Raw genomic sequence first — 24,962 nt, forward strand, 5'->3', positions numbered from 1 at the left:
CCGGCCGGCGGGGGCGGGAGCACGTTCGGCGCACCGGCCGGCGGGGGCGGGAGCACGTTCATGGACGCCTTCTTCGCCGAGTTCCCGCCGGCCCAGGCCGAGGCCGTACGCCGCGCGCTGCGCCTGGTCGCGGAGCGGGCCCGGTGACGCGGGTGAAGCGCCTGCTCAGAGGCGTCGCCTGGCTCGTCCTGCCCGCTGAACTGGCGCTCGTGGTCTGTCTGATGGCGGGGCTCCGGCCGCCCGCGCCGGTGATGGCCGCCGCCGAGGCGGCCGTCCTGCTCCTGCTGCTGGCCGAGGCCGCCGTGTTCCTCAGGCTGTGGCGCGGGGAGGGGCTGACACCGCGCGAGGCAGTCGGCGAACTGGTGCCGGAGCCGGTGCTCCGGCTGGCCGGGCACGAACTGCGGCTCATGTGGAGCCTGTTGCTCTGGGCGGCCCGGCGACGCGCCGGGGTCGGGCCGGGCGACCAGGTCTTCGGGCACGCCCGTGACCAGGCCGCGCTCCTCTTCGGCTTCGGCTTCGTCTGCGTCGTCGAGACCGTCGGGATGTCGTACCTGCTCGGTCCCTGGCCGGTGCTGCACGCCGTGGTGCTGGTCCTCGACGTCTACACCGTCCTCTTCGTCGTCGGTCTGCACGCGGCGTCCGTGACCCGGCCGCACACGCTGTCAGAGGACGTGCTGCGGCTGCGCCAGGCCGCCCACGTCGATGTGCGGATCCCGCTGGAGCGGATCGCGTCCGCCTCCTACGAGTTGATGTTCACGCACGACAAGAAGGAGGACGGCGTGCTCAACCTGCCCGTCGGTTCGCAGACTTCGCTCACCCTCGCGCTGACGGAACCCGTCGTGTCGGTGGGACTGCTGGGCGGGACGCGCGAGGTGCACACCGTGCGCTGCCACGCCGATGACGCCCGTTCGATGCTGCGGGCGGTCACGCGGGCGCGAACCGCACTTTCGCCGCCCCCGGGTCGGCCAGCGTGAGCCGTACCCGCAGTGCCTCGCCGAGCGGGAGTTCCGACCCGTCGCCGTCGACCGGGGCGACGACCGCGGGCTCGTCCAACTGGACCGTGCCGACGTCCGGTTCGCGCTCCCGCACGTCGACCACGAACCCGTCGAAGACATCGCCGATCCGGCCCGTCAGCAGCGCCGCCTCGACGGTGTCGACGCTCTGGCGCTCGACGTTGTTCGCGCGACGCGTCCCCTCGGCCATCTCCTTCGGTACGACGTCCAGGGACTCCCGTACCCATTCCGGGGGCTCCCGGCCCTCCACGGCGGCCAGGCACAGCTCGCCCGTGTAGCGGTCGACGAGTCTGCGCAGCGGTGCGGTGCAGTGCGTGTACACGTCGGCGACGGCGGCGTGCACGGACGGGTCGGGCAGGTGTCCGCCGCTGAACGCGCTGTAGCCCGCGCCGCGCAGCAGCGTCGTGCACTCCTGGAGGAACGCGGCGTGGCGGCGGTTCGACGGGTCGAGCGACCGGACGACCCGGGCGTAGGGGACATGGTGCGGCCAGGGGATGCGCAGGGCCCGGGCCGTCCTGCGCAGCCGGGCGACGGCTCCGCCCGGCGCGGTCGGCAGGGTCCGCAGGATGCCGGTCCCCGCGGTCACCATCAGCCCGGCCGCTGCCATGCCGGTGAGCAGGGAGATCTGGGCGTTCCAGCGCTCCACGGGGTACGGGGCGCGGAACTCCAGTGCGTACGAGTGGTCCTGGGCGACGATCTCCTGCTCGGGCAGGTTGAGCGAGATCCCGCCCCGCTCCACTTCCAGCTCCTCGCGCAGCAGCCCGATCTCCTTGAGCAGGGCCACCGGCTCCTCCGCCGCGCCCGAGTCGATCTGCCGCTGTACCCCTGCGTAGTCCAGCTTGGCGCAGCTGCGGACCAGGGCCCGCCGTACGCCGGTGGCGACGGTCCGGCCGTCCGCGTCCAGGTCGATGGTCCACAGCAGCGCGGGCGCGGTCTGCCCGGGCAGCAGACTCGCCGCACCCTCGGAGAGCACCGGCGGGTGCAGCGGCACCTTCTCGTCCGGGAAGTACAGCGTCTGCGTCCGCCGGTGCGCCTCGGCGTCGACAGCGCCGCCCGGCGGTACGAACGCGGCCATGTCGGCGATGGCGTAGCGCACCCGGTAGCCGCCGCCCGGCCGCCGTTCGAGATGCATCGCCTGGTCCAGGTCGGCGGCGGCCGGCGGGTCGACGGTGAAGAACGGGACGTCCGTCTCGTCCCGTTCCGGCAGCCGCGGGTCGCGTGCCGTCCGTTCCGCCTCGACCAGCACCTTGACGGGGAACCTCACGGGCACGCCGAGCCGGAGGCGCAGCGCGCACAGGCAGGCCAGCAGCGGGTCGTCGGCCGCGCAGGTCACATGCATACGACGGCGTGGCATGTGCCGAGCGTATGGCGGCGGCGACGGGGGTGCGACCGGGGCGCTGCCCGGCCCCGCGCCCCGGGTCCCGACTGCCCGCCTGCCCACCGGGCCGCCTGCCGCGGGCCCGGGCGGGGGCGGGCCCACGCCCAGGTGCCGCCGGATCGGCCCGGGCGGCGGGTCGTTGCGGCCGACTACGCTGGCGACGCGGGGCCGCACCCCCATTTCCGTACGTACGCAGAGGAGAAACGCCGTGCTCGTGCTGTTGCCGCCGTCCGAGGGCAAGGCCACTTCGGGGCGCGGGGCGCCGCTCAAGCCGGAGGCGCTGTCGCTCCCGGCTCTGGCCGCGGCGCGCACGCAGGTGCTCGACGAGCTCGTCGAGCTGTGCCTGGGGGACGAGGAGAAGGCCCGTGACGTCCTCGGGCTCAGCGAGGGCCTGCGCGACGAGGTGGCGAAGAACGCGGGGCTGCGCACCGCCGGGGCACGCCCGGCCGGCGAGATCTACACGGGTGTGCTGTACGACGCGCTCGGACTGGCCACCCTCGACGCCGCCGCGCGCCGGCGGGCCCGGAAGTCGCTGCTGGTGTTCTCCGGGCTCTGGGGTGCGGTCCGCGTCGACGACCGGATCCCCTCGTACCGCTGCTCGGTGGGCGTGAAGCTGCCCGGACTCGGGGCGCTGGGCGCGCACTGGCGGGCGCCGATGGCGTCCGCGCTGCCCGAGGCGGCCGGGGACGGGCTGGTCCTGGACCTGCGGTCGTCGGCGTACGCGGCGGCCTGGCGTCCGAAGGGCGAGGTCGCGGGCCGGACGGCGACCGTGCGGGTGCTGCACTCGCAGATCGTCGACGGGGTCGAGAAGCGTTCCGTGGTCTCCCACTTCAACAAGGCGACCAAGGGCCGGATCGTCCGCAGCCTGCTGGAGGCCGGCGCCGTGCCGAAGGGGCCGGGCGAGCTGGTGGAGGCGCTGCGCGACCTCGGGTACGCGGTCGAGGCGGAGGCCCCGGGAAGGCCCGGGAAGCCGTGGGCGCTCGACGTGGTGGTGACCGAGATCCACTGACGAGTCGGGGCGCATTGCACTGAGTGCAACGCTCGTTGCACGGGGCGTTGGGCGCGGGCAGGATGACGGCATGACCTCCGTGCTCGACCTGGCCCCCGTCGTCCCTGTCGTCGTCCTGGACGACGCCGCCGACGCCGTACCGCTCGCCCGTGCGCTCGTGGCGGGCGGACTGCCCGCGATCGAGGTGACGCTGCGGACCCCGGCCGCGCTCGACGCGATCCGCGCGATCGCGGAGGAGGTGCCGGGGGCGGTCGTCGGCGCGGGCACGGTCATCACGCCGGGGGCCGTGGCCGACGCGGCCGCGGCCGGGGCGCGCTTCCTGGTCAGCCCCGGCTGGACGGACGCGCTTCTGGACGCGATGGCGTCGTCGGGAGTGCCGTTCCTGCCGGGCGTGTCGACGGCGTCGGAGGTCGTGGGGCTGCTGGAGCGCGGCGTGCACGAGATGAAGTTCTTCCCCGCGGAGGCCTCCGGCGGCACGCCCTACCTCACGTCCCTCGCGGGCCCGCTCCCCCAGGCCCGCTTCTGCCCCACGGGCGGCATCACGCGCGCGTCCGCCGGCTCGTACCTGACGCTGCCCAACGTGGGCTGCGTCGGGGGTACGTGGATGCTGCCGCCGGACGCGGTCGCCACACGTGACTGGCACCGCGTCGAGACCCTGGCCCGCGAGGCGTCGGCGCTGCGTACGCCGGGGGCGTGACCGGCCGGCGCGGGCGGGCTCGGCACGCAGGCGTTTCGGTACGCGGCGGTCGCGGGGGCGTGATCGCCCCGGCGTTCCGCCGGCGCGGTCGGACGTGCATCGCGAGTTCGCGCCGCGGGTCTTCGCGCCGCGCGGCCATCCCGCCACGAGGGGCTTCCGCCGCGCTTGCCGACGTCGGGCGGGCCCGGGTCGCGCGGGGCGGGCGCGGGTCGCGAGCGTGAGCGCGGCGCGTCCGGGGCCTCACCTCATGCTCGGGCGTCCGATCACGCGCCCGGCGCGCCGCGACGTGTTCCACGGACCCTGCGGACGGCCCCTGCGCGCCGCGCGTGTGCCGCCGCGCCCTGCGCGGCCCGGCGGGAAGGGCTGAGGTCCCCGCCTGCGGCCGCGCGGCGACCGATCAGCGCAAGTGGCCCGTGTCGTTCAGCAGCCGCAGCGACGCGTTGCCGTCCGCGTAGTACGCCACCGCCGACACCGACGCCGCCGAGAGCTCCATGCGGAACAGGGACTCCGGGGGCGCGCCGATGGCCAGCCGGACCAGGGTCTTGATCGGGGTGACGTGCGTGACGACGAGCACCGTGCGCCCCTGGTACTCCCGCACCAGCCGGTCCCGCGTCGCCGCGACCCGCCGCGCCACCGTCGCGAAGCTCTCGCCGCCGCCCGTGGGTTCCGCCTTCGGGGACGCGAGCCAGGCGTCGAGGTCGTCGCCGTAACGCTCCCGGACCTCGGCGAACGTCAGGCCCTCCCAGGCGCCGAAGTCCGTCTCGCGCAGCCCGTCGTCGATCCGTACGTCGAGCCCGACGCGGGCCGCGACCGCCTCTGCGGTCTGCCGGCAGCGCTTGAGCGGCGAGGAGACGATCGCCTGGATCGTGCCGCGCGCCGCCAGAGCCGCCGCCACGGCCTCGGCCTGGCGCCGGCCGACCTCGGACAGTTCGTGGTCGCCGCTGCCGGAGAATCGCTTCTCCGGGGTCAGCGCGGTCTCACCGTGCCGCAGCAGGACGAACGTCGCCGGCGGCCCGAGGTCCGGGCCCCATCCGGCGCCCTCCACCTCGGTGGTCTTGGGCAGCGTCGCCTGTGCGGCCGCCGCACCGTCCGGCGTACGGGAACCGCCCGCCTCGGACAGGCCCGCGTTCCCGGTGCCGGACGCCAGTGCCGCCCGCGCCTTCGCCGCACCGGCCGCCGCGTCGCCGACGACCCGGGCGGCCCGGACGTCCTCGGCGGAGGTCGACAGCGCCGCCGAGGACGCCGACGGCTCCCACTGCCCGCCGCGCTTCCCCGCGTCCATGGCCTCGTTTGCCAGCCGGTCCGCGTGCTTGTTGCGCTCGCGCGGGATCCACTCGTACGTGACCTGCCCGAGCGGGAAGACCCGCGCCGCCTCAGCCGCGAGCGGCTTCATGTCCGGGTGCTTGATCTTCCAGCGGCCCGACATCTGCTCCACGACGAGCTTGGAGTCCATGCGGACGCGGACCCGCGCGTCGGGGTCGAGTTCCCTCGCCGCCTTCAGACCCGCGATCAGGCCCCGGTACTCGGCGACGTTGTTCGTGGCGACGCCGATGTACTCGGCCCGTTCCAGGAGCGGTTCCCCGCTTGCCGGGTCGAGGACGACCGCCCCGTACCCCGCCGGCCCGGGGTTGCCCCGCGAACCCCCGTCGGCCTCGACGACCAGCTCGCGCATCAGAGACCGGACTCCGACGTGCGGACGAGGATGCGGCGGCAGTTCTCGCAGCGCACGACCGTGTCCGGGGCGGCCGCGCGGACGTCGTTCAGCTCGGTGATGTTGAGCTCGATGTGGCAGCCCTCGCAACGGCGCTGGTACAGCCGGGCGGCGCCCACGCCGCCCTGCTGCTCGCGGAGCTTCTCGTACAGCTTCATCAGATCCGCGGGCACGGAGCCGGAGACGACCTCGCGCTCCTTGCCGACCGACGCGGACTCGCCGTCGAGCTCCTCGTACGCCGCGTCCCGGCGGGCCGTCGCGTCGTCGACCTTCGCCTCGACGGAGGAGACGCGCTCGGTCAGTTCGGCTACGCGTTCCTGTGCGGACTCGCGGCGCTCCATGACCTCGAGGACGACGTCCTCCAGGTCGCCCTGGCGCTTGGCGAGCGAGGCGATCTCCCTCTGGAGGTTCTCGAGGTCCTTCGGGGAGGTGATGGCGCCGGAGTCGAGGCGCTGCTGGTCCCGCACGGAGCGCTGGCGGACCTGGTCGACGTCCTGCTCGGCCTTGGTCTGCTCGCGGGCGCAGTCGCTCTCCTCCGTCTGCGCGGCGACGAGCAGGTCGCGCAGCTGCGTGAGGTCCTTGTTCAGCGACTCCAGTTCGGCGTGCTCGGGCAGCGACCTGCGCTTGTGCGCGAGCTGCGACAAACGCACGTCCAGGGCCTGGACGTCGAGGAGTCGGATCTGGTCGGCGGGCGCGGCGTTCAGTTGGGGGCTCCAGAGGTGTGGTGGGAGGACCAGGGGTCGGTGACCGTCTTCGAGACATGGACCCGCAGGTTCCAGCCGTGACGGTCGGAGATCTCGTCGAGCTGGGCGGCGGCCTGCTCGCACCAGGGCCATTCGGTGGCCCAGTGGGCGGCGTCGACCAGACCGAGCGGTGTCTGCTGCACGGCCTCGGACACCGGGTGGTGCCGCAGGTCCGCGGTGAGGAACGCGTCGACGCCGGCGGCGCGGGCGGCACCGAAGAGGCTGTCGCCGGATCCGCCGCTGACGGCGACCCGGCGGACGGTCGCCTCGGGGTCTCCGGCGACCCGGATGCCCTGCGCGGTGGCCGGCAGTCGCGCCGCGGCGCGGGCCGCGAACTCGCGCAGCGTCTCGGGGCGGTCGAGTTCGCAGATCCGGCCCAGGCCGTTCTCGGGCACGAGCGGGCCGGTGACGCGGAGGTCGAGGGCGCCGGCGAGGGCGTCGGAGACACCGGGATCGGCGGTGTCGGCGTTGGTGTGCGCGACGTGCAGGGCGACGTCGTGCTTGATGAGGGTGTGGACGACCCGCCCCTTGAAGTGGGAGGCGGCGACGGTCGTGGTCCCGCGCAGATAGAGCGGGTGGTGGGTGACGATCAGGTCCGCGCCGAGTGCGACGGCCTCCTCGGCGATCTCCAGGACGGGATCGACGGCGAACAGGACGCGGGTGACCTCGGCGTCGGGCTCACCGCAGACCGTGCCGACGGCGTCCCATTCCTCGGCCCGCTCGGGGGGCCAGAGGGCGTCGAGCTCGGCGATGACTTCAGACAGACGGGGCACGGAGGCAAGGCTACCTGCCCTCCGTGCCCCGCCGTCCGGCGCCGGGTGGCCCGGGACCTACTCGACCAGGTGGCCCCTGAGGTCGGCGAGGACCTCCTCGGCGGCGGTGACCCCGAGGCCGAGGTACCAGGTCTCGTCCGGGACGTCCTTGGCCCGGCCGCTCCCGACCGCCTTCAGGTTCTTCCAGAGCGGGTTGGACCGGGCGGTGTCGCGCTTGGTCTTGGCCGGGTCGCCGTAGACGCCGGTGAAGATCCAGTCGGCGTCGGCCTCGTCGATCTTCTCCGGACTGATCTCCGTGGCCAGGTCCTCGATCTGCTGGTTCGCGGGCCGCGGCAGACCGGCGTCGTCGAGGATCGTGCCGATGAAGGAGGCCTTGGCGTACAGGCGGATCCGGTCCGGCATGTAGCGGACCATCGAGACGGTCGGCTTGTCCGCGCCGATGTCGGTCCCGAGACGTACGGCGTTCTTCTCGTACGCGTCGAGCTTGGCCTCGGCGGCCGCCGTGCGGTCCAGGGCGGCCGCGTTGAGGAGGTAGTTCTCCTTCCACGTGAAGCCGGGGCGGATGGAGAAGACGGTCGGAGCGATCTGCGAGAGCTCCTTGTACTTGTCGGCGGCGCGGAGCCGGCTGCCGAGGATCAGATCGGGCTTGAGCTGCGCGATGGCCTCGAGGTTGAGGTTGTTGATGGTGCCGACGCTCCTGGGGCTTCCGGCGTCCTTCTTCAGGTACGAGGGGATGCCGTCGTCGCCCTCGGCCGGGGCGTAGCCGACAGGCTCGACGCCGAGGGAAACAACGTTGTCAAGCTCACCGACGTCGAGGACGACAACGCGCTTGGGGGCGGCCTTCAGTTCGGTGGTGCCCATGGCGTGGGTGAGCGTGCGCGGGAACTCGCCGGCGTTCGCGTCCGTGCCCATCGCCGCGGTCTTCGCCGCGGCGTCCCCGAAGTCCTTGCCGCCCTGCGCGACGGACTTCTTGCCGCTGTCGTCGGCCTTGGTCTTCCCGGCGCCGTCCCCGCCGCTTCCGCAGGCCGCGAGGGTGAGCGCGGCGGCGAGGGAGACGGCGGCGACGGTGCCGCGGCGGCGTGGGGACATCGGTGCTCCTGCGGTTTCGGAGAGGGACACGAGAACTACGAGAAGGGGACACAAGCGGACTGGGACAGTCCGACTTAGGTCCGCCTTACCTTAGCCCCCGCCCCCTGGAGCACAACGGCCACCCCTCCCTCAGGCAAATACGGATTCGGCCACCCTTATGTGTGAAGTGGGCCGACTCGCAGTGTTCGGCTGGAAGTGCGAAAACTAGCTTCGGTGGCCGGAGGTGACCATCCGATGACAGCGTGTGCCATCGAGGAAGCAGCGGAGCACGAGGCCGTACGGCCCGCCCCGCGGGCGGCGCTCACGGTCGGCGCGGGCGGCAGCTACGCTGCGCGGCTCGCAGGCGAGGGGGACGCCCTCTTCGCCGAGCGGTGGACGCTCGACGGTCCCGAGCCGTACGCGGTGCCGCTGCCGCTCGGCCAGCCCGAGGAGCCCGACACGGAACTGGTCCCGCTGGACGACGGCCGGGTGCTGGTCCACCGGCGGGTCGCGGGGCTCCGCTCGTTCTCCCTGCTCTATCCGACGGGCCCGGGCACGGGCGAACTGCCCCTGGGTTCCGTGGAGTCGGCGGAGCTGCGGCTGCTGCCGCCGCCGCCGGACGGCACCTGCGCCTATGCGCTGGCGCCGGGCGGGAGCTCGACCGCCGTGTGGCTGGTGGCGGGCGGGGCGTTCGGGCCCGAGCGGGTGGCGGAGGTGCCCGGCCGCTGTTCGGGCGGGGTGTGGCTGGACCGCACGGGCCGGATGCTGGCGCTGGACCGCGAACTGGACGGGATCACCAAGGCGGTGGTGGTCGATCTGGAGCGGGGCGGCGAGGTGGCCCCGCTGCTGCAGATCACGGACGAGAGCAACGACCGGCTGCTGCTCGCCGACGCGGAGAGCGGGCTGCTGATGATCCGCTCGGACGCGGCGGGCCACGACCGGCTGGGCTGGGGGGTGCTCGGGAGCCTGCAGCCCGCGCGGTTCCCGGAGTGCCTGAGGCTGCCCGACGCGGCGGTGACGCCCTTCGCGATCCAGCCGGGGCGGGTGCTGATACCGGAGAGCTGCGCGGTGGCGCTGCGGATCGACGCGGCGGCCGGCACATGGGTCGGGGTCTGGCGGCCGGCCGGGCGCCGCCTGCACCAACTCCCCGCCCCCGAAGGGTGGCTGGCGGGATCGGGGCAGTGGACCCGGGAGGGGGTGCTTCAACTGCCGTGCACGACGCCGGCGGTGGCGTGCGCGGTGGCCCGGTTGGAGCCTCCCGCGGACCCCCTTCCGCCCGGGCCTGCCACAGAACCGGCACAACCGGAATGCGCAGGTGGGGAACCGTACGGCGGTGCGGGAAGTCCTGCCATGTGCAGACCCGTGCCGTTGCAGCAGGCGCCTCTCACGGTGCGTGCGGCACGCGGTTAGACTCTGCGGCCGGGGGCTACGCAGCCGCACCGTACGGATGCCGACGGTGACGGCTCCCCCGGTGACACCACATTGGCGATGGAACAACGGGGTGAATTTCCCACATGTCTGAGGCCCGAACCGACACGACCCAGGCGCGTCCGCAGGGAGCGGCCGCGAACCAGGCCGAGGCCGTCGGCTCCGGCAAGCACCGGGGCGGTGCCGCTGCTTCGGAGGACACGACGTCTGCGGCACACGGCCGGCACCGCCGCCCGACGAAGGGCGAGGCGGCGTAGCAGCGCCGCGAGGCGCCATCGGGTGCGGGAGGGCCGCCACGGGAGCTCCGTGGCGGCCCTCCCGCACGTCCGCGTCGGGCCTGCCCGCGTAGGGCCGGGGCGGCACACCGGCGCGGCCGGCGGGCCGGCCGCCGGGCTGGGACGGGTCGCGCTGGGCCGGGGCCAGGCGTGTCCGCGCCGGGCTGGGCCGGGTCGCGCTGGGCTCGGCATGGTCGGCCTGCACGCGGCCGGTTCGAGCCAGGCCTGTCCGCGCGGCCTGCGCGCGCGGCCGGGGTCGGCCAGGTGGCTACGCCCGCTTCAGCGACAGCACCTCCGTGGCGGCGAAGGTCTCGTCCGGCGCCCGGTCCGCGTAGTACGGGCCGAGGACCCCGTCCAACTCCTCGTACGAGAAGGTCTCCTTGGCCGAGTCGAACTGCGCCGCGACCCTCGGGCGGTCGACGACCGCGACCATGCCGCCGTGGACGACGAGGAGCTGTCCCGTGATACGGGACGCGGCCGGCGACGCCAGATAGCCGACGAGCGGGGCGACGTGTTCCGGGGCGAGCGGGTCGAGTTCGCCGTGCGCCGGTTCGCCGAATCCCGCGAAGACGTCCTCGGTCATGCGCGTACGGGCCCGGGGGCAGATCGCGTTCGCGGTGACCCCGTACTTCCGCAGCGCCAGCGCCGTCGAGGTGGTCAGGCCGACGATGCCGCCCTTGGCCGCGGCGTAGTTGGGCTGACCGGCGGAGCCCGCGAGGAACGCCTCGGAGGAGGTGTTGACGACCCGGCCGTAGACCGGGCCGCCCGACGCCTTGGAGCGTTCGCGCCAGTGCGCCGAGGCGAAGTGGGTGGTGTTGAAGTGGCCCTTGAGGTGGACCCGGATCACCGAGTCCCACTCGTCCTCGCTCATCGAGAAGACCATCCGGTCCCGCAGGATGCCCGCGTTGTTCACGAGGACGTCGAGCTTGCCGTACGTGTCGGTGGCCAGCGCGACGAGGCCGCGAGCCGCCTCGAAGTCCGAGACGTCGCCGGTGTGGGCGACCGCCCGGCCGCCCGCCGCCCGGATCTCCTCCGCGACCCGCTCGGCGGGCGCGGTGGACGCCTCGCCCGATCCGTCTCGCCCCGGCTGCCCGTAGTCATTGACGACGACCGCCGCGCCGAGCCGGGCGAGTTCGAGAGCCTCGGCCCGGCCGAGGCCGCGGCCCGCACCCGTGACGACCGCGGACAGGCCCTGGAGTGGGAGTGGCATCGGGTTCCCCTCAGATCTCGATGCAGGTGCGCAGCGCCTCGCCCGTACGCATCTGGTTCAGGGCCTCGTTGATCTCCGCGAGCTGCACCCGGTGGGTGATGAGCGATTCCAGGTCGATCCGGCCGGCGCGCCAGAGCGCGATGGCCCGTTCGTAGGAGCGGAGTACATCGCCGCCGCCGTACATCGACGGCAGGATCCGCTTCTCGTCGAAGAACAGCTCGAACATGTTGAGCTGGAGGAAGTCGTCCATCGCCCCGGCGCCGACGATGCACAGGGTCCCGCCGCGCCGGGTCGTCTCGTACGCCGTCCTCGCGGTGGCCGACTTGCCGACGACCTCGAAGACGCAGTCGAAGCCCTCGCCGCCGGTGATCCGCTGCTTGGCGTCGGTGAGCGCGTCCGGCGAGACGGCCTCGGTGGCGCCGAAGGCCAGCGCCGCCTCGCGCCGTGAGGCCACCGGGTCGACGGCGACGATCTGGGCCGCTCCCTGCACCCGGGCGCCCTGGATCGTGGAGATGCCGACGCCGCCGCAGCCGATCACGGCGACCGACGAACCGGCCTCCACCCTGGCGGTGTTGATGGCCGCGCCGAGCCCGGTGGTGACGCCGCAGCCGATGAGCGCCGCGATCTCGTACGGGACGTCGTCGGGGATCTGCACGGCGCAGCCGGCGTCGACGACGACCTCCTCCACGAAGGTGCCGGTCCCTGCGAAGCCGAAGACGTCGCCGCCGGGGCGCCTGAAGTTGGGCGTCCCGGCGTTCATGAATCCGGCGAGACAGAGCTGCGTCTGACCGCGCCGGCAGGCCGGGCAGCTCCCGCAGGCGGGCAGCCAGCACATCAGCACCCGGTCGCCCGGCTTGACGGCGGTCACGCCGTCACCGACGTCGAGCACCTCCCCGGCGCCCTCGTGGCCGGGGATGAACGGCGCCGGCTGCGGCAGCACACCGCTCATCGCGGAGACGTCCGAATGGCACAGCCCGGTCGCCCTGACCCGGATCCTCACCTTGCCGGGGCCGAAGCCCACCGCCTCGACGTCGTCGAGGACGTCGAGCTTGTCCTGGCCGATCTCGTGCAGTACGGCAGCGCGCATGGTGCGCCCCCTTCGGGAGTCGGGCTTCGGTTCGGGCCTCGGGATCGGGCTGCGGGTCCGGGCTTCGGGTTCGGACTGGTGATCGGGGCCTCGTGATCGGGGCCTCGGAATCGGGCTGGGGGGTCGGAGACCTCGGGATCGGACCTCGCTGTTCAGGCGGCCGGGGTGCGCGTGCGTCAGGTGTGGTCGACGACGGTGTCCGCGAGCACCGGTGCGTCGTCCCGCTCCACGGCCGTCACCGTCGCCTGGACGCGGCCCTCGCCGCCCCACATGCGGATGCGCAGGGTCTCGCCGGGGAACACCACTCCCGCGAAGCGGGTGGAGTACGAGCGGACGCGGGTGACGTCCCCGCCGAGGAGCGTGTCGACGATCGCCTTGAGCGTCATGCCGTACGTGCACAGGCCGTGCAGGATGGGCCGGTCGAAGCCCGCGAGCTTCGCGAACTCCGGGTCGGCGTGCAGCGGGTTCCAGTCACCGGAGAGCCGGTAGAGCAGGGCCTGGTCCTCGCGTACGGGCCGTTCGACGGTCCGGTCGGGTTCACGGTCCGGCTGCCCGGTGCCGACGGAGGGGCCGCGTTCGCCGCCGAAGCCGCCCTCCCCGCGCACGAAGATCTGAGCGTCGCTCGTCCACAGGGGCCCGTCCTCGTCCGCCGCTTCGGAACGCAGCACGAGGACCGCGGCCTTGCCCTTGTCGTAGACGGCGGCGACGCGGGAGGTGCTGGTGGCCCGGCCCCCGACGGGGATGGGGCGGTGGAGGGTGATCGACTGGCCGCCGTGCAGCACGGCGGCGAGGTCGACGTCGATGCCCGGGGCGGAGAGCCCGCCGACCACGCCCATTCCCGCTCCGGCGACGGTGGCGAAGCTGGGCAGCACGTGCAGCCGGGACTCGAGGGTGTAGCGCAGTTCGTCGGGATCGGTTGCCGGTATGCCGGCGCCGAGACCGAGGTGGTAGAGCTGGATGTCCTTGTGGTCCCAGCTGATCTCGGCGCTGCGGGGCTCCGCGGCGATCGCCTTGGCGGCATCGATGGGCATGTGGATGCTGCTCCTTGGTTCCTTGGCTCCCGGAGGGAGTGGAAGACCTCGGTGCGGCCGTCCGCACCGTCGGCCGCACCGAGGCCGTACGGGGCCGGCCGCTTCCACGAGCCTGTTCTAGAACGCGTTCTAGGCCGGTTGGCCCCTATGTATAACGCACCCCCCATCACTTGTGAAGGCTACTGACGCAACGTCAGATCGGTGTGTCCGGGAGCCCTCCGGAGCCGGCGGGGACGCCGCCCAGGGGCCCGAGGGCGACCCCGGCGAGCGCCCGCACGGCGACGCCTCCACGAGGCCCTTCCGGAGCGCCACCCGCATCCACCCGCATCCACCCCGACCCGAACGCACACACCCGGCGCTCGGCAGGCACTTCGGCCATATCCTGATGTGATGGACGAAATGCCCCACGATCGACGGTCCGGCAAGTCCGTCCGGGTTCTGCTCGCGGAGGACCAGGGGATGAGCGGCCCGCTCGCGATGCTGCTCGGGATGGAAGAGGACATGGACGTCGTCGCGCAGGTGGCCGCGGGCGATGCCGTCGTCGACTCGGCGCTCGTCACCCGGCCGGACGTCGCCGTGCTGGACGTCGAACTGCCCGGTCTCAGCGGGCTGGACGCGGCAGCGCTCCTCCGGGACGAGGTGCCGGGCTGCCGGGTGCTGGTCATGACGACGTTCGCGAGGCCCGGCGCCCTGCGGCGCGCGCTGGAGGCCGGGGCGGCGGGGTTCGTCGTCAAGGACGCGCCGGTGGCGGAACTGGCCGACTCGATCCGCCGGGTGCTGCGCGGGGAGACGGTCGTCGACCCGGCACTGGCGGCGGCCGAGTCGGGAGCGACATGAGCCTCAGGCGCGCCGGGCACGTCCGGTGCGTCGGGCGCACCACGCGCAGTCGGTGCGTCGGGCGCAGCCGACGCGTTGGGCGGGGAGCCGAGTCCGCCGACGCCGCGGGAGCGGGATGTGCGCGGCTGCACCTGAGGGCCCGCGCCACATCTGAACCGGTCTCGGCGAGCGGCCGGCGCCGGGCCGGAGCCGGAGCCCGAACGGACCGGCGCCGGACCCCGTGCGGGCGTGGTCCCCGCGCCCGCGGCCCGTGTTCAGGCCTGGCGCACACGGTCCTTCGGCAGCCACAGCAGCATCATCAGCACGCCGCCCAACAGGATGCCCGTCCCGGTCCGGAAGGCCAGGGCGTACCCGGCCGTGAGCGCCTCGGGGGTCGTCGAGCCGCCGGTACGTGCCGCCGCCACCGTGGCGAGCACGGAGAGACCGAGCGCTCCGCCCATCACCCGTGAGGTGTTGATCAGGCCGGAGACGAGGCCCGCGTCGCCCGGTGCGGCGCCCGAGGTGGCCAGGGAGGCGAGCGGCGTGCCGGCGAGGCCCGCACCGGCCATCATCACGATACCCGGGAGCATGATCGCGGTCACGTACGAGCCGTGCGCGTCCATGGTGGACTGCCATCCGAAGCCGGCCGCGGACACCAGCACCCCGAGCACGGCGACTTGGCGCGCACCGGCGACCCGCATCAGCCGCGGGGCGAACTTGGAGCCGAGGATGACCGCGAGCGAGCTGGGCATCAGGGCGAGCCCGGCGGCCAGGGGGCTGTAGTGCAGCACGTTCTGGGCGTAGAGCGTCATGAAGTACCACATGCAGAACATCGCCGCCCCACAGCTGAACATCGCGGCGTTCGCGGCGGACACGCCCCGCATCCGGAACAGCTTCAGCGGCATCAGGGGCGCCTTCGTGCGGGCCTCGACCGCGAGGAAGGCGCCGAGCAGGACGGGTCCTGCGGTCAGCGGCAGCAGGGTCGAGGGAGCGGTCCAGCCGTCCTGTTCGGTCTGGACGATGCCGTAGGCGAGCGTCGCGAGCCCGGCCGTGACGAGGACGGCCCCCGGCAGGTCGAGCCGGCGCCGCTCCCCCGCGCGGCTCTCGCTGAGCCAGCATGCGCCGAGGCCGACGACGGCCGCGCCGATGGGCACGTTGATCAGCAGCGTCCAGCGCCAGGACAGGGTCTCGGTGAGCACTCCGCCGACGAGTCCGCCCGCCGCCCCGCCGCCCGCGCCGACGGCGGTCCAGGTGGCGATGGCCCGGGCACGGGCGGGGCCCTCCGTGACGGCCGAGGTGAGCAGCGTGAGCGTCGAGGGGGCGAGGACGGCCGCGCCCAGGCCCTGGCCGGCGCGCGCGGCGAGGAGTTGCCAGCCCTCCTGCGCGAGCCCGCCCGCCAGCGACGCGAAGGTGAACACCCCGAGCCCCACCAGGAACATCCGCTTGCGGCCGTACAGATCCCCCGCACGCCCGCCGAACAGCATGAAGCCGGCGACGACGATCGAGTACGCGTTGACGACCCACTGCAGCCCGGCGCTGCTCAGACCCAGGTCGGTCCGCATCGACGGCAGCGCAGTGTTGACGACGGACACGTCCAGCACGACGAGGAACTGCCCGGCGCAGGCCGCCAGCACCACGGCCCACATGCGCTGCTGGGTGCGGTCGGGGCGCCCCGCTGCCGCTATGGCGGGGTCTGAGATGCCGGACGGGGCGCGGTGGGCGTGGGTCATGAGCGTCATGCTCCCAGGCACCTGTTCATCCGTACATCCTGATTTCGACGGACGAGACCGGGGACTCCGGTCCTAGGTCGTGGCTGCCGAACCGCGCCGCCGGAGGCGTACGACGAGGGACGGGGTCGCCGTCCCGGGAGGGCTCAGGAGAGCCGGGCCAGGTCGATGCTCTCGCCGGGCGCGGGAGCCTTCGCGGTCACGGGCCGGTTCCAGTCGGTGAAGGTCGTCGTGACGGTGTTGCGGTCCGTGTTCCTCTGCACGAACCTGACCGGGCCGGACGCTCCCGGTTCGGACGTGCCGGGCCCGGACGTGCGCCCGCCGCCGGCCGTGCTGATCACCACCGACCCGGCCCTGCCGCTGACCGTCTCGGCCCGCTCGCCTTCGAGGGTGACCGGCTTGGCCCAGACGAAGGGGCCCTTGCCCACTTCCTCCGCGAGCGCCCGGTGAATGCCGTCGAGGTCGCACAGGGCGGCCATGTCGCGCAGCTGCTCGTGCTCTGTGCCGCCGCGCAGATAGCGGTTCTCGAAGGCCCGGGGCAGCTCGGCACCGTCGCCGAGCTGCGTCCTCCAGAAGCGGTCGTCCGGCTTGAGCCAGAGGGTCTTGCCGATCTTGATGATGTCGGCGGTGCCGTCCGCGGACGTGATCCGGCCCGCGCACCGGCCACGGCGGTCCATGGTGAGGTCGATGTCCGTCGCCTCGGGGCCGGTCTGTTCCATCCGCACGCGTACGGACGACGCCTTCCGCACGCCGTCCACGGCTTCGGAGGAGATCTCGTCGGGGCGCGTGTCCCGCTGCGGCTCACCGGCGCAGGCCGACGTTCCGAGGAGGAGCACCGAGAGGATCGCCGCGGCCGCGCCGCCGAACCTGAGTGGGTGCGTTCGTGACCTGACCCCGAGCTTCGTCTCCCCGTTCATGTCCACCCATCCTGCTGGGACGTGCGGAGGAGCGGCAACAGGCGCCGGACGAATGACACGATGCTGCACCCCTGCTTCCGCTTGCGGACGTTGTCGCAGGCCGCGGGCGTTCTCCGTGGTGCCATCGTTCCCGTACCAACACCGAGGAGCACGGGGGAGAGTGTGGCGAGCGACCCGGACGTGGTGATTGTCGGGACCGGGCCCAACGGTCTGGCGGCCGGGGTGACGATGGCCCGGGCGGGGCTGCGGGTCGACCTGTACGAGCAGGCGCGGAGCATCGGCGGCGGATTGCGCGGCGAGTCCCTGTTCGACTCGGACATCACCCACGACATCTGCGCGGCCGTGCATCCCATGGCCGTCGCCTCCCCCTTCCTGCGCGCCTTCGATCTTGCCGCGCGCGGCGTCGAGGCACTGGCGCCCGACGTCAGCTACGCCCATCCGCTGGACGGCGGAAGGGCCGCGCTGGCCCATCGCGGCCTGGAGGAGACGTGCGCCGGGCTCGGGCCCGACGGCCCGCGCTGGCGGCGGCTGATGGAGCCGCTGCTGGAGCACAGCGCCGGTGTGGTCGGCATGGTCCTGTCGCCGCAACGGGCGGTGCCCGGCGACCTCGCGGCCGCGTCCGCCTTCGCGCGGCGCGCGCTCGCGCACGGAACCCGACTGGCCGCGGCCGGCTTCCGCACCGAGGAGGCGCGCGCCCTGCTGACCGGGGTGGCGGCGCACGCGGTGGGGCCGCTGCCGAGCCTGGCGTCGGGCGCGGTGGCCCTGCTGCTCGGGCACCTGGCCCACAGTGGCGGGTGGCCCGTGCTCCGCGGCGGCAGTGCCCGCATGGCCGAGGCACTGGCCGATGACATCCGGGCACACGGCGGGGTCTTCCACACCGGTCGGCGCATCACCGACCTGCGCGAACTCGGCCGTCCCAGGGCCGTGTTGCTGGACCTGACGCCCAAGGGCCTCGCGGGTGTCGCGCCGGGGCTGCCGGCCGGGTACCGGCGCCGCCTGGCCCGCTTCCGGTACGGTCCCGGCGCCGCCAAGGCCGACTTCCTCGTCAGCGGCCCCGTCCCGTGGGCGGATCCCGCCGTCGGCAGGGCCGGTACCGTGCATCTGGGCGGCACTCAGGCGGAGATGTGGCGCCAGGAGACCCGTACCGCCCGCGGCACGGCGACGGACGAGCCGTTCGTGCTGGTCGTCGACCCGGCGGTCGCCGACCCCGGGCGGGCCGTGTCCGGCAAACGGCCGGTGTGGGCGTACGCCCATGTGCCGAACGGGGACCGCCGCGACGCCGTCGAGCTGGTCCGTGCGCGCATCGAGCGGTACGCACCGGGCTTCTCCGACACCGTCCTCGCGCAGCGGGGCATCAGCGCTCACGAGTACGAGAACCACAACCCGAACTACGTGGGCGGCGACATCGGCGCCGGAGCGATGACCCTGGTCCAGAGCGTGCTGCGGCCCACCGCGCGCCTCGACCCTTACACCACCCCGCTGCGCGGCGTGTATCTGTGCTCGGCGTCCACTCCGCCCGGCCCCGGGGTGCACGGGATGTCCGGCCATCTGGCGGCCCGTTCGGCGCTGCGCCGGGAATTCGGCATCCGTAAGGCGCCGCCACTGGGACCGGAATCGACCCCGCCAGCGGCACCAAAAAGACGGTCCGCCAACTGAGCGGCGGCCGACCGCCGAGAGGTGACATGAAGTTGCCAAGTACTTCCACTTGCTGAAGCGTTCGCACCTGGAATGAGGACCGCCGCGATGGAATGATTTCTCATGTCGGTGGTTCCCGGCCGGTTCCGGAGAAACGAGCAATCGAGGATCCTGCACCTGGCGGGAATTCACCCGTTCCAAGAAAGTGAAACAGGGGAGAGAAATGAAGAAGGGCATCGCGGCGGCCGCGCTCGTACTGGGCGGGGCTGCCATGGTGGTGACCACCCAGGCCTCGGCCCAGGCCCAGCCGGCCGTGCCGTCCACCCCGGTGGTGCAGCAGGCCGCCGCCGTCAACGCCGAACCCGCCATGAAGCCGGCCGCCATCGGCGGTCTGGTGAAGGTGGCGGGCAAGGCCGTGGGCAAGGCCGCCACCAAGGCCGGCAAGGCCGCGAAGAGCGCTGCCGAGAAGGGCTACGTCCACGCCAAGGCCGCGGGCAGCACCAAGGCCATCCGCAACTCGGTCGGCAACATGGTCCGCATCGCCAGCCTCGGCGCGTCTCCGGCCAAGACCGGCGCCGCGCAGGTCGAGTCCGTCGAATCGATCTTCGACAAGTGACGGACCACTCTGTGGCCAGGAGGGCGGCGCTGCTGGTCGGCGCTGCCCTTCTGGGCGTGTACTTCGCACTGGCCGCCTTTTCCCAGGCACCGCTCAGCCCGGCCAAGATCCGATACGGTGACAAGGCCAACACCGTACTCAGCCCCTATTTCACGCAGGACTGGTTGCTCTTCGCCCCCGAACCGCTGGCCGACGACCGCGGAATTCTCGCCCGGGCTTCCTGCCCCGACGGAACTCAAACTCCCTTCTACGACGTGACGAATCCCTATATCGAGCGCACACAGAAGGACAGGTTCTTTCCCTCGCGCATGTCCCGGCTGGTCTCCGGCGGAATGCAGTCCATGGAGAATACGGACCCGTTCCTGAACCGGGTGCGCCAGCAGGAGGCGGAGCGCGACAAGCCCGTCCTGCCTCCCCTCCCCTTCGAGGAGCGCAGCCGGGAGAGTGCCGTGCGGTTCCTGGCCCGCTACTCCCTCACGCAGATGCCGGGCGCGTGCGACGGCAAGCCCGAGAAGGTCCAGGTGCGGTTGTACGTGCACGAGTTCCGCCCCTGGTCCAAGCGCAACGACCCCGAGGCGAAGGAACCTGTGCACGCCGAGGACCTGAACTGGCTCAAGGTGGGTGAGCTGCGATGAAGGGGATGAAGGGCCGGTTCGCCGGCTTCACCGCGCTGCTGGACCGCCTGAGCGGCTCCCCCGCCGCCGTGGCGGGGGTGTCCGGGACACGGGCCCTGATCGGGTTCATCGGCTTCATGTTCTACGCCAGCAACTACGGTGAGCGGGACTACCTGTTCGGCCCGCACGGCGTGTACCTGTGGCAGGACTTCATCGACGGCGTACAGGAGAACGGCACGTTCAGCCTGTACGCGCTCAGCACGTCGGGGGCGTGGTTCGAACTCGTCTTCCACCTGGGCATGATCGCCGCATTGGCGGTCACCTTCGGGGTCGGCGGCCGGCTCGTCCTCGCCGTGCACTGGGTCTTCCTGTGGTCGGTGTACCAGCGCATACCGCTGATCCTCGACGGCGGCGACAACCTCGCCTACATCGTGCTGCCCATGCTGCTGCTGACCAACTGCTACGACCGGTTCTCCTTCTCCACCGGTCTGGTGCGGCGCTGGGCCGACCGCGTGCCGGGCGTGGTGCGCGCGATGTCACCCGCGCTGCACAACCTGGGCGTCGCCGCCGTCGCGGGCCAGATCTGCCTGGTCTACGTCGTCAGCGGCCTCTACAAGGTCCAGGGCAGGATGTGGCAGGACGGCACGGCCCTCTTCTACGTGCTGCGCATCCCCGAGTTCGAGTGGCCGGGGGTCTCCCGGCTGCTCTACGAGAACGACATGCTGGTCATGGCGGGCACCTACGGTGCCACCCTCTTCATGGTCTACTTCCCGCTCGGCGTCCTGGTGCCCAGCCTGCGGCCGTGGGCCGCGCTGGGTTCCATCGGTCTGCACCTGTCCATCGCGCTGCTGATGGGGCTGACCAGTTTCGCGCTGACCATGGTGGCGTGCGACCTGATCTTCCTCAGCAAGGGAGTCGAGGCGGGTCTGCGGCGCGCCCGGGCAACCGGCCGGCGCCTGGGCGGCGTCCTACGGGACCGGAAGATGTGGCCGGAAAGGGACGCCCCACCCGTCGCGGCCGAACACACGGGCAACACTGGGGTCTTGACGCGTACCGCCGAGAAGATGGGTTCGATCAGTGGCAGCACAGAGCAGGCCGACCACAACGCCGCACGGACAGCCTGACGAGTCACCGGACGAGGGCAGGATGGTCGGGCTCTTCTGGATGGACCGGGACGGGTGCTGGCTCGGCGCCCCGGCCGGTGCGGAGGGAACCGGCGTACGCCTGACGGACGAAGGACTGACGCCCGTCGGCGCACCGGCGTCCGGCACGCTGGGCTGGGCCGGGATCGAACGCGTCAGCGTGCCGGACGCGCCCGCCCGCTCGGGACTCCGGCGGGGCCTGCGCACCGCGATCGACGTGGCGACGAGCATGGCGGGCTTCGGCGGCCCGGACAGCGGGCACCAGATGACGGTGTGCGTGACCCACGCCGACGGGCAGAGCGACTACGCCGTTCTCTCGGCCGCCGCACCGGCCTACACCGAGCGGGAGGTCGAGCTCTCCCACCGGGTTCTGGCCCGGTTCGTCGCCGGCGAGCTGCGACCGTCGGTGCTCATGGACTGGTGGCGGTCCGCCGGTTCCCGCTCCGGCCCGAAGCCGCAGGAGCGGGAGGCCGTCCTGGAGCGGCTGCTGACCCCGGCGGGACCGTGAGTCCGCTGCTGCCCCGGCGCGCCGTGCCCGAATGCGTGCTGCGCCCGGGGCGTGAGCCCGGCACGTCGCACGGCCACGCCGCGGACGTGTTCGTCGAGATCGGCTCGCTCACGAAGGTGCTCACCGGAACGGCCCTGATGCGCCTGGCCGCGGCCGGGCTCCTGGACGTGGACGACCCGGTGGAGCGGTGGCTGCCGGCGGCGCCGGCGTCCGGCATCACCCTGCGGCACCTGATGGAACACACCTCCGGACTGCCCCGCACGCCCCCGGGGGTGAAGGGCCTCAGCCGCGACCCGTACGCCGCGTTCACCCCGCAGGCGCTCGGCGACACGCTGCCCCGGCTCGACCGCCTCGCGACGAGCCCCGCCGGCCGGCGGCAGGAGTACTCGAACTTCGGGTACGCCGTCCTGGGAGCGGCTCTCGCATCCGCCGCGCAGCGGCCGTACCCGGAACTGCTGCGGCAGCACGTCCTGGAGCCGCTGGGCGTCGCCGACGAGGTGGCCGTCGCCCCGCCGGCCGACCGCGCCCTGCGGGCGAAGGGCCGCTTCGGCGGCCACCGGGCCGGCTGGACGATGAGCGGGGCCATCCTGCCGGCCGGTGGTCTGTGGGCCACCCCCCGCGCCCTGGCCGCCGTGGTGAGCGGTCTGCTGGTGGAGCAGAGGCTCGGGGGTCCCTCCCCCGCGTGGCAGACGGCGGGCCGGCTGCTGTGGCACAACGGAGCCACGCGGGACGCTTCCGTCTTCGCCGGGGCGTTCACCGACACCGGGGACTGGGTGCTCGTGCACCGCCTCGGCGGCTCACCGGACGACACCGACCGGCTCGGCCTCGAACTCCTCGCCGAGGAACGGCCAAAGGAGCCGGCGACGGAGCGGAGCACGCAGTAGAGCGTGTTGCGAAAGTCCCTCCTGGCCCGCCCTGCGGGTGGACGTGAGCCACTTTCACAACACGCTGTGGCAGGACCCGGCTTCCCCGGAGCCCTGGCGGCCCCGGGATGCCCGGCCGGCCCCGGAGCGAACAGCTGTGCTCCGGGGCCGGTCCGCATCAGATCCAGCCGCGCTCGCGCGCGATCAGGGCCGCCTGTGCCCGGTTGCCCGCGTCGAGGACCGCCAGCAGATCCGCGATGCGCCGACGGTACGTCCGCACCGAGACGCCCATGGCCCGTGCTCCGATCTCGTCCTTGCTGACCTGGCACATCAGCGTGAGGATCTGCCGCTCGCCGTCCGTGGGAGCCGAGGGCGCGACCGGGTGTTCGAGGTCGGCGGGCTTCCGGGCGCCGTCCCAGATCCTGTCGAACAGGGCGCAGACACTCTTGACCACACCGCCTTCCTGGACCACCAGGACGTCGTGCGAGGCCTCCCCGGCGTCCTCGGGCACCATCGCGATCCGTCCGTCGTACACGAGCATGTGCTCGTCGAGCCGGTCCACCACCCCGACCACCGCCCCGTGCTGGGCGAGGCTCCTGATCCGGGACAACGCCGGCCCTTGGCGCAACGCCTCGCTCGCCACGACGACGCGCACGCGCACCCCGCGCCGCAGGGCGCGCAGGAGCGCCGGATGCCCCTGGTCGGCGTACGGCTGGACGGACAGGATCTCCCTGCGGGCGAGCAGGGTCAGACGGTCGACCCGCTCGCGCACGGCCACGGGGTCCCGCAGCCGCTCGATGCCGTGCGCCGGGAAGGCGCCCGGCCCCTGCGCGGCCCGCAGTTCCCCCACCAGCCGGCGTGACTGGGTGATGCCCCGCAGTTCCTGGTGCAGTTGCTGGAGGCGCAGATCGGTGAGCCGGTCGATGGCGGCCTCCGGCGCGATCGCGAAGACCTCCTCCCCTTCGGCCACCTCCAGCAGGCCCAAGTGGCACAGCCGCTCCACCGCTTCGTGAACCGCCGAGCGGGACATGCCCCCGATCTCCGCCCGGGCCGCTGCCTCGCCGGGGTGATGCAGGAAGTACTGATAGAGGTCACCTTCTTGCGCCGAGAGCCCAAGAATTGACATATCGACTTTGTACAAGGATTCCCCCATGTTGAAAAACTTCAGTCGAGGAGCGCTCGCGCCCGACCCGCGGTGGTCAACCCGCGCAAGATGTGTCGGTGCCGCGCAGCGCCCACCGAAGAATCTACCGATGGTTCCGCTTCTGTCAGCACGCGGTGATGATGATCACTGGCCTCTTCGCCCGTTGCACACCGCGGCGCCACGAACACCCTGCGATCTTTTCGCAACCCCCTCAACTCACGCCGCCGGGACACGACTTGGACGAGGGTGAGACAGCGGTACGAAGACCGCGCTCGTGGGCGCCGCCACGGACCTCGTGCGCGGCGTTCCGGGTGGAACCCGTCCGGCCCGGCACGCCGGTGCCCGCCTCCTCAGCCCCTCCGCAGCACCGTCACCACCGCGGCCCCGCCCAGCCCGATGTTGTGCGCGAGCCCCGTGCGCGCGCCGTGGACCTGGCGCGGCCCCGCCTCGCCGCGCAGCTGCCAGGTGAGTTCCGCGACCTGGGCGAGGCCGGTCGCGCCCAGGGGGTGGCCCTTGGAGATGAGGCCGCCCGAGGGGTTGACCACCCAGCGGCCGCCGTACGTCGTCGCCCCGGACTCGACGAGCTTTCCGGACTCCCCGTCCGGGCACATGCCGAGCGCCTCGTACGTCAGCAACTCGTTGATCGAGAAGCAGTCGTGCAGTTCGACGACATCGACGTCCTCGATGCCGAGTCCGGACGCCTCGAAGGCCCCCCGGGCCGCGGCCCGGGACACGGGCGTGCCGACGACGTCGACGCAGGAGCCCGTGGCGAAGGAGTCCGCGGTGTCGGTGGCCATCGCCTGCCCGGCGATTTCGACGGCCTTGCCGTGGAGGCCGTGTTCGACGACGAACCGCTCGGAGACGACGACGGCCGCTGCGGCCCCGTCGGAGGTGGGCGAGCACTGGAGGCGGGTGAGCGGAGGATGGACCGGCTTGTCGGCGAGGATCTCGTCCACCTCGTACACCTCGCGGAACTGGGCGTACGGGTTGGCCGCCGAGTGCCGGTGGTTCTTGGCGGCGACCGCGGCGAGCTGCCGCTCGGTGGTGCCGTGGCGCTCCATGTGCTCGCGGGCCGCGTTGCCGAAGATCTGGGCGGTGGGCGGTGTCCGCTCGAAGCCGTGGGCGGCGGCCATGATCCCGTAGTGCCGGGCCACGGGTGAAGTGGCGAAGTCCCCGCCGTCCGCACCCCCGCCGAGCGCTCCCTTCTTCATCTGCTCGAAGCCCAGCGCCAGTACGCAGTCGCTCAGCCCGCCCGCGACGAACTGCCGTGCCAGCATCAGGGCGGTGGAGCCGGTGGCGCAGTTGTTGCTGACGTTGTAGACGGGGACGCCGGTGAGGCCGAGCTCGTACACGGCGCGCTGTCCGGCCGTGGAGGGCTGGAAGCAGTACCCCACCGGGATCTGCTGGACGAGCTCGTACGGGATGCCGGCGTCGGCGAGGGCCGCGGTGGCGGCCTCCTTCGCCATGTCCGGGTACCGCCAGTCCTTCGACTCGGGCTTCTCGAACTTCGTCATGCCGACGCCGACGATGTAGCTCTTCACCGGGAGGACTCCTTCG

At 72.9% G+C, this 24,962-nt stretch carries 23 protein-coding genes and 1 pseudogene; 12 read left to right on the forward strand and 12 right to left on the reverse strand.

Annotated elements, in window-relative coordinates:
* Positions 1-143 precede the first annotated feature (143 nt).
* Positions 144-974, forward strand: a complete 831-nt coding sequence (locus BLT82_RS26995) for a hypothetical protein (RefSeq protein WP_093659387.1) — start codon at positions 144-146, stop codon at positions 972-974.
* On the opposite strand, the gene BLT82_RS27000 is transcribed toward BLT82_RS26995, so the two are convergent.
* Positions 925-2,367 (reverse strand): RNB domain-containing ribonuclease, encoded by a 1,443-nt coding sequence (locus tag BLT82_RS27000; RefSeq protein ID WP_093659389.1) that lies wholly within the window; start codon positions 2,365-2,367, stop codon positions 925-927. The two genes, BLT82_RS26995 and BLT82_RS27000, sit on opposite strands and share 50 nt — an antisense overlap.
* Before the next feature lie 232 nt (positions 2,368-2,599).
* On the opposite strand from BLT82_RS27000, the gene yaaA reads away from it, so the two are divergent.
* Positions 2,600-3,400, forward strand: coding sequence for a peroxide stress protein YaaA (gene yaaA / locus BLT82_RS27005; protein ID WP_093659391.1), 801 nt, complete (start codon positions 2,600-2,602; stop codon positions 3,398-3,400).
* Positions 3,401-3,470: 70 nt separating this feature from the next.
* On the forward strand, positions 3,471-4,097 hold the full coding sequence (eda, locus tag BLT82_RS27010; RefSeq protein ID WP_093659393.1) for a bifunctional 4-hydroxy-2-oxoglutarate aldolase/2-dehydro-3-deoxy-phosphogluconate aldolase: 627 nt from the start codon (positions 3,471-3,473) through the stop codon (positions 4,095-4,097).
* 397 nt (positions 4,098-4,494) lie between these two features.
* On the opposite strand, the gene BLT82_RS27015 is transcribed toward eda, so the two are convergent.
* The 4 genes from BLT82_RS27015 to BLT82_RS27030 are packed head-to-tail and all read right to left on the reverse strand — an operon-like array spanning position 4,495 to position 8,413.
* On the reverse strand, positions 4,495-5,769 hold the full coding sequence (locus BLT82_RS27015; protein WP_093659395.1) for a bifunctional RNase H/acid phosphatase: 1,275 nt from the start codon (positions 5,767-5,769) through the stop codon (positions 4,495-4,497).
* Entirely contained in the window at positions 5,769-6,512 is a 744-nt protein-coding gene (locus tag BLT82_RS27020; RefSeq protein WP_208868055.1) for a zinc ribbon domain-containing protein, read from the reverse strand. The genes BLT82_RS27015 and BLT82_RS27020 overlap by 1 nt, the downstream gene beginning before the upstream one ends.
* Positions 6,509-7,324, reverse strand: a complete 816-nt coding sequence (locus BLT82_RS27025) for a Nif3-like dinuclear metal center hexameric protein (RefSeq protein WP_093659397.1) — start codon at positions 7,322-7,324, stop codon at positions 6,509-6,511. The genes BLT82_RS27020 and BLT82_RS27025 overlap by 4 nt, the downstream gene beginning before the upstream one ends.
* A gap of 57 nt (positions 7,325-7,381) precedes the next feature.
* Positions 7,382-8,413: an ABC transporter substrate-binding protein gene (locus BLT82_RS27030; RefSeq protein WP_093659399.1), complete on the reverse strand. Its 1,032-nt coding sequence runs from the start codon at positions 8,411-8,413 to the stop codon at positions 7,382-7,384.
* 234 nt (positions 8,414-8,647) lie between these two features.
* Here BLT82_RS27030 and BLT82_RS27035 point away from each other — a divergent pair, with 234 nt between their 5' ends.
* Positions 8,648-9,802, forward strand: a complete 1,155-nt coding sequence (locus tag BLT82_RS27035) for a hypothetical protein (RefSeq protein ID WP_208868047.1) — start codon at positions 8,648-8,650, stop codon at positions 9,800-9,802.
* A gap of 104 nt (positions 9,803-9,906) precedes the next feature.
* The gene (locus BLT82_RS37315) at positions 9,907-10,077 is read left to right on the forward strand and encodes a hypothetical protein (protein ID WP_167746101.1); all 171 of its coding nucleotides are present in this window, start codon (positions 9,907-9,909) and stop codon (positions 10,075-10,077) included.
* Between the two features lie 286 nt (positions 10,078-10,363).
* Here the strand turns inward: BLT82_RS37315 and BLT82_RS27040 are convergent, their stop codons facing one another.
* The 3 genes from BLT82_RS27040 to BLT82_RS27050 all read right to left on the reverse strand — a co-directional run bounded on the left by BLT82_RS27040 (position 10,364) and on the right by BLT82_RS27050 (position 13,423).
* Positions 10,364-11,305, reverse strand: coding sequence for a 3-oxoacyl-ACP reductase (locus BLT82_RS27040; RefSeq protein WP_093659403.1), 942 nt, complete (start codon positions 11,303-11,305; stop codon positions 10,364-10,366).
* 10 nt (positions 11,306-11,315) lie between these two features.
* A complete protein-coding gene (locus BLT82_RS27045; RefSeq protein WP_093659405.1) occupies positions 11,316-12,392 on the reverse strand; it encodes a Zn-dependent alcohol dehydrogenase in 1,077 nt (358 codons plus the stop codon).
* Between the two features lie 176 nt (positions 12,393-12,568).
* On the reverse strand, positions 12,569-13,423 hold the full coding sequence (locus BLT82_RS27050; protein ID WP_093659407.1) for a MaoC/PaaZ C-terminal domain-containing protein: 855 nt from the start codon (positions 13,421-13,423) through the stop codon (positions 12,569-12,571).
* 399 nt (positions 13,424-13,822) lie between these two features.
* On the opposite strand from BLT82_RS27050, the pseudogene BLT82_RS27055 reads away from it, so the two are divergent.
* Positions 13,823-14,254: pseudogene (locus BLT82_RS27055) on the forward strand (response regulator); the annotation flags it as partial.
* A gap of 260 nt (positions 14,255-14,514) precedes the next feature.
* Here BLT82_RS27055 and BLT82_RS27060 read toward each other — a convergent pair.
* Both BLT82_RS27060 and BLT82_RS27065 read right to left on the reverse strand, forming a co-directional pair.
* Positions 14,515-15,978: an MFS transporter gene (locus BLT82_RS27060; RefSeq protein WP_093659411.1), complete on the reverse strand. Its 1,464-nt coding sequence runs from the start codon at positions 15,976-15,978 to the stop codon at positions 14,515-14,517.
* Between the two features lie 134 nt (positions 15,979-16,112).
* Complete coding sequence (locus BLT82_RS27065) at positions 16,113-16,883, reverse strand: hypothetical protein (protein ID WP_093659413.1); 771 nt, start codon at positions 16,881-16,883, stop codon at positions 16,113-16,115.
* Between the two features lie 162 nt (positions 16,884-17,045).
* On the opposite strand from BLT82_RS27065, the gene BLT82_RS27070 reads away from it, so the two are divergent.
* The 6 genes from BLT82_RS27070 (at position 17,046) to BLT82_RS27095 (ending at position 22,282) form a co-directional block, all read left to right on the forward strand.
* Positions 17,046-18,539 (forward strand): phytoene desaturase family protein, encoded by a 1,494-nt coding sequence (locus tag BLT82_RS27070; protein ID WP_280142501.1) that lies wholly within the window; start codon positions 17,046-17,048, stop codon positions 18,537-18,539.
* Positions 18,540-18,741: 202 nt separating this feature from the next.
* Positions 18,742-19,134, forward strand: a complete 393-nt coding sequence (locus BLT82_RS27075) for a hypothetical protein (RefSeq protein WP_093659417.1) — start codon at positions 18,742-18,744, stop codon at positions 19,132-19,134.
* Positions 19,131-19,769, forward strand: coding sequence for a DUF5819 family protein (locus tag BLT82_RS27080; RefSeq protein WP_143041547.1), 639 nt, complete (start codon positions 19,131-19,133; stop codon positions 19,767-19,769). Before BLT82_RS27075 ends, BLT82_RS27080 begins: the two co-directional genes overlap by 4 nt.
* Positions 19,766-20,872, forward strand: a complete 1,107-nt coding sequence (locus BLT82_RS27085) for an HTTM domain-containing protein (protein ID WP_093659421.1) — start codon at positions 19,766-19,768, stop codon at positions 20,870-20,872. The genes BLT82_RS27080 and BLT82_RS27085 overlap by 4 nt, the downstream gene beginning before the upstream one ends.
* Before the next feature lie 22 nt (positions 20,873-20,894).
* On the forward strand, positions 20,895-21,398 hold the full coding sequence (locus tag BLT82_RS27090; RefSeq protein ID WP_093659423.1) for a hypothetical protein: 504 nt from the start codon (positions 20,895-20,897) through the stop codon (positions 21,396-21,398).
* The gene (locus BLT82_RS27095) at positions 21,395-22,282 is read left to right on the forward strand and encodes a serine hydrolase domain-containing protein (protein WP_244529647.1); all 888 of its coding nucleotides are present in this window, start codon (positions 21,395-21,397) and stop codon (positions 22,280-22,282) included. The genes BLT82_RS27090 and BLT82_RS27095 overlap by 4 nt, the downstream gene beginning before the upstream one ends.
* Before the next feature lie 157 nt (positions 22,283-22,439).
* On the opposite strand, the gene BLT82_RS27100 is transcribed toward BLT82_RS27095, so the two are convergent.
* A complete protein-coding gene (locus tag BLT82_RS27100; RefSeq protein ID WP_143041548.1) occupies positions 22,440-23,387 on the reverse strand; it encodes a helix-turn-helix domain-containing protein in 948 nt (315 codons plus the stop codon).
* A 368-nt stretch (positions 23,388-23,755) separates the two neighbouring features.
* Complete coding sequence (locus BLT82_RS27105; RefSeq protein ID WP_093659427.1) at positions 23,756-24,946, reverse strand: thiolase C-terminal domain-containing protein; 1,191 nt, start codon at positions 24,944-24,946, stop codon at positions 23,756-23,758.
* Between the last annotated feature and the right edge of the window lie 16 nt (positions 24,947-24,962).

Source organism: Streptomyces wuyuanensis, assembly GCF_900103455.1.
GTDB classification, from domain to species: domain Bacteria; phylum Actinomycetota; class Actinomycetes; order Streptomycetales; family Streptomycetaceae; genus Streptomyces; species Streptomyces wuyuanensis.

Excerpts from the sequence above, each read along its gene's own strand:
- BLT82_RS27000 (WP_093659389.1), bottom strand. The coding sequence starts at position 2,367 with ATGCCACGCCGTCGTATGCATGTGACCTGCGCGGCCGACGACCCGCTG.
- eda (WP_093659393.1), top strand. The coding sequence starts at position 3,471 with ATGACCTCCGTGCTCGACCTGGCCCCCGTCGTCCCTGTCGTCGTCCTG.
- BLT82_RS27015 (WP_093659395.1), bottom strand. The coding sequence starts at position 5,769 with ATGCGCGAGCTGGTCGTCGAGGCCGACGGGGGTTCGCGGGGCAACCCC.
- BLT82_RS27030 (WP_093659399.1), bottom strand. The coding sequence starts at position 8,413 with ATGTCCCCACGCCGCCGCGGCACCGTCGCCGCCGTCTCCCTCGCCGCC.
- BLT82_RS27035 (WP_208868047.1), top strand. The coding sequence starts at position 8,648 with ATGACAGCGTGTGCCATCGAGGAAGCAGCGGAGCACGAGGCCGTACGG.
- BLT82_RS37315 (WP_167746101.1), top strand. The coding sequence starts at position 9,907 with ATGTCTGAGGCCCGAACCGACACGACCCAGGCGCGTCCGCAGGGAGCG.
- BLT82_RS27040 (WP_093659403.1), bottom strand. The coding sequence starts at position 11,305 with ATGCCACTCCCACTCCAGGGCCTGTCCGCGGTCGTCACGGGTGCGGGC.
- BLT82_RS27045 (WP_093659405.1), bottom strand. The coding sequence starts at position 12,392 with ATGCGCGCTGCCGTACTGCACGAGATCGGCCAGGACAAGCTCGACGTC.
- BLT82_RS27050 (WP_093659407.1), bottom strand. The coding sequence starts at position 13,423 with ATGCCCATCGATGCCGCCAAGGCGATCGCCGCGGAGCCCCGCAGCGCC.
- BLT82_RS27060 (WP_093659411.1), bottom strand. The coding sequence starts at position 15,978 with ATGACGCTCATGACCCACGCCCACCGCGCCCCGTCCGGCATCTCAGAC.
- BLT82_RS27065 (WP_093659413.1), bottom strand. The coding sequence starts at position 16,883 with ATGAACGGGGAGACGAAGCTCGGGGTCAGGTCACGAACGCACCCACTC.
- BLT82_RS27075 (WP_093659417.1), top strand. The coding sequence starts at position 18,742 with ATGAAGAAGGGCATCGCGGCGGCCGCGCTCGTACTGGGCGGGGCTGCC.
- BLT82_RS27085 (WP_093659421.1), top strand. The coding sequence starts at position 19,766 with ATGAAGGGGATGAAGGGCCGGTTCGCCGGCTTCACCGCGCTGCTGGAC.
- BLT82_RS27090 (WP_093659423.1), top strand. The coding sequence starts at position 20,895 with ATGGTCGGGCTCTTCTGGATGGACCGGGACGGGTGCTGGCTCGGCGCC.
- BLT82_RS27100 (WP_143041548.1), bottom strand. The coding sequence starts at position 23,387 with ATGTCAATTCTTGGGCTCTCGGCGCAAGAAGGTGACCTCTATCAGTAC.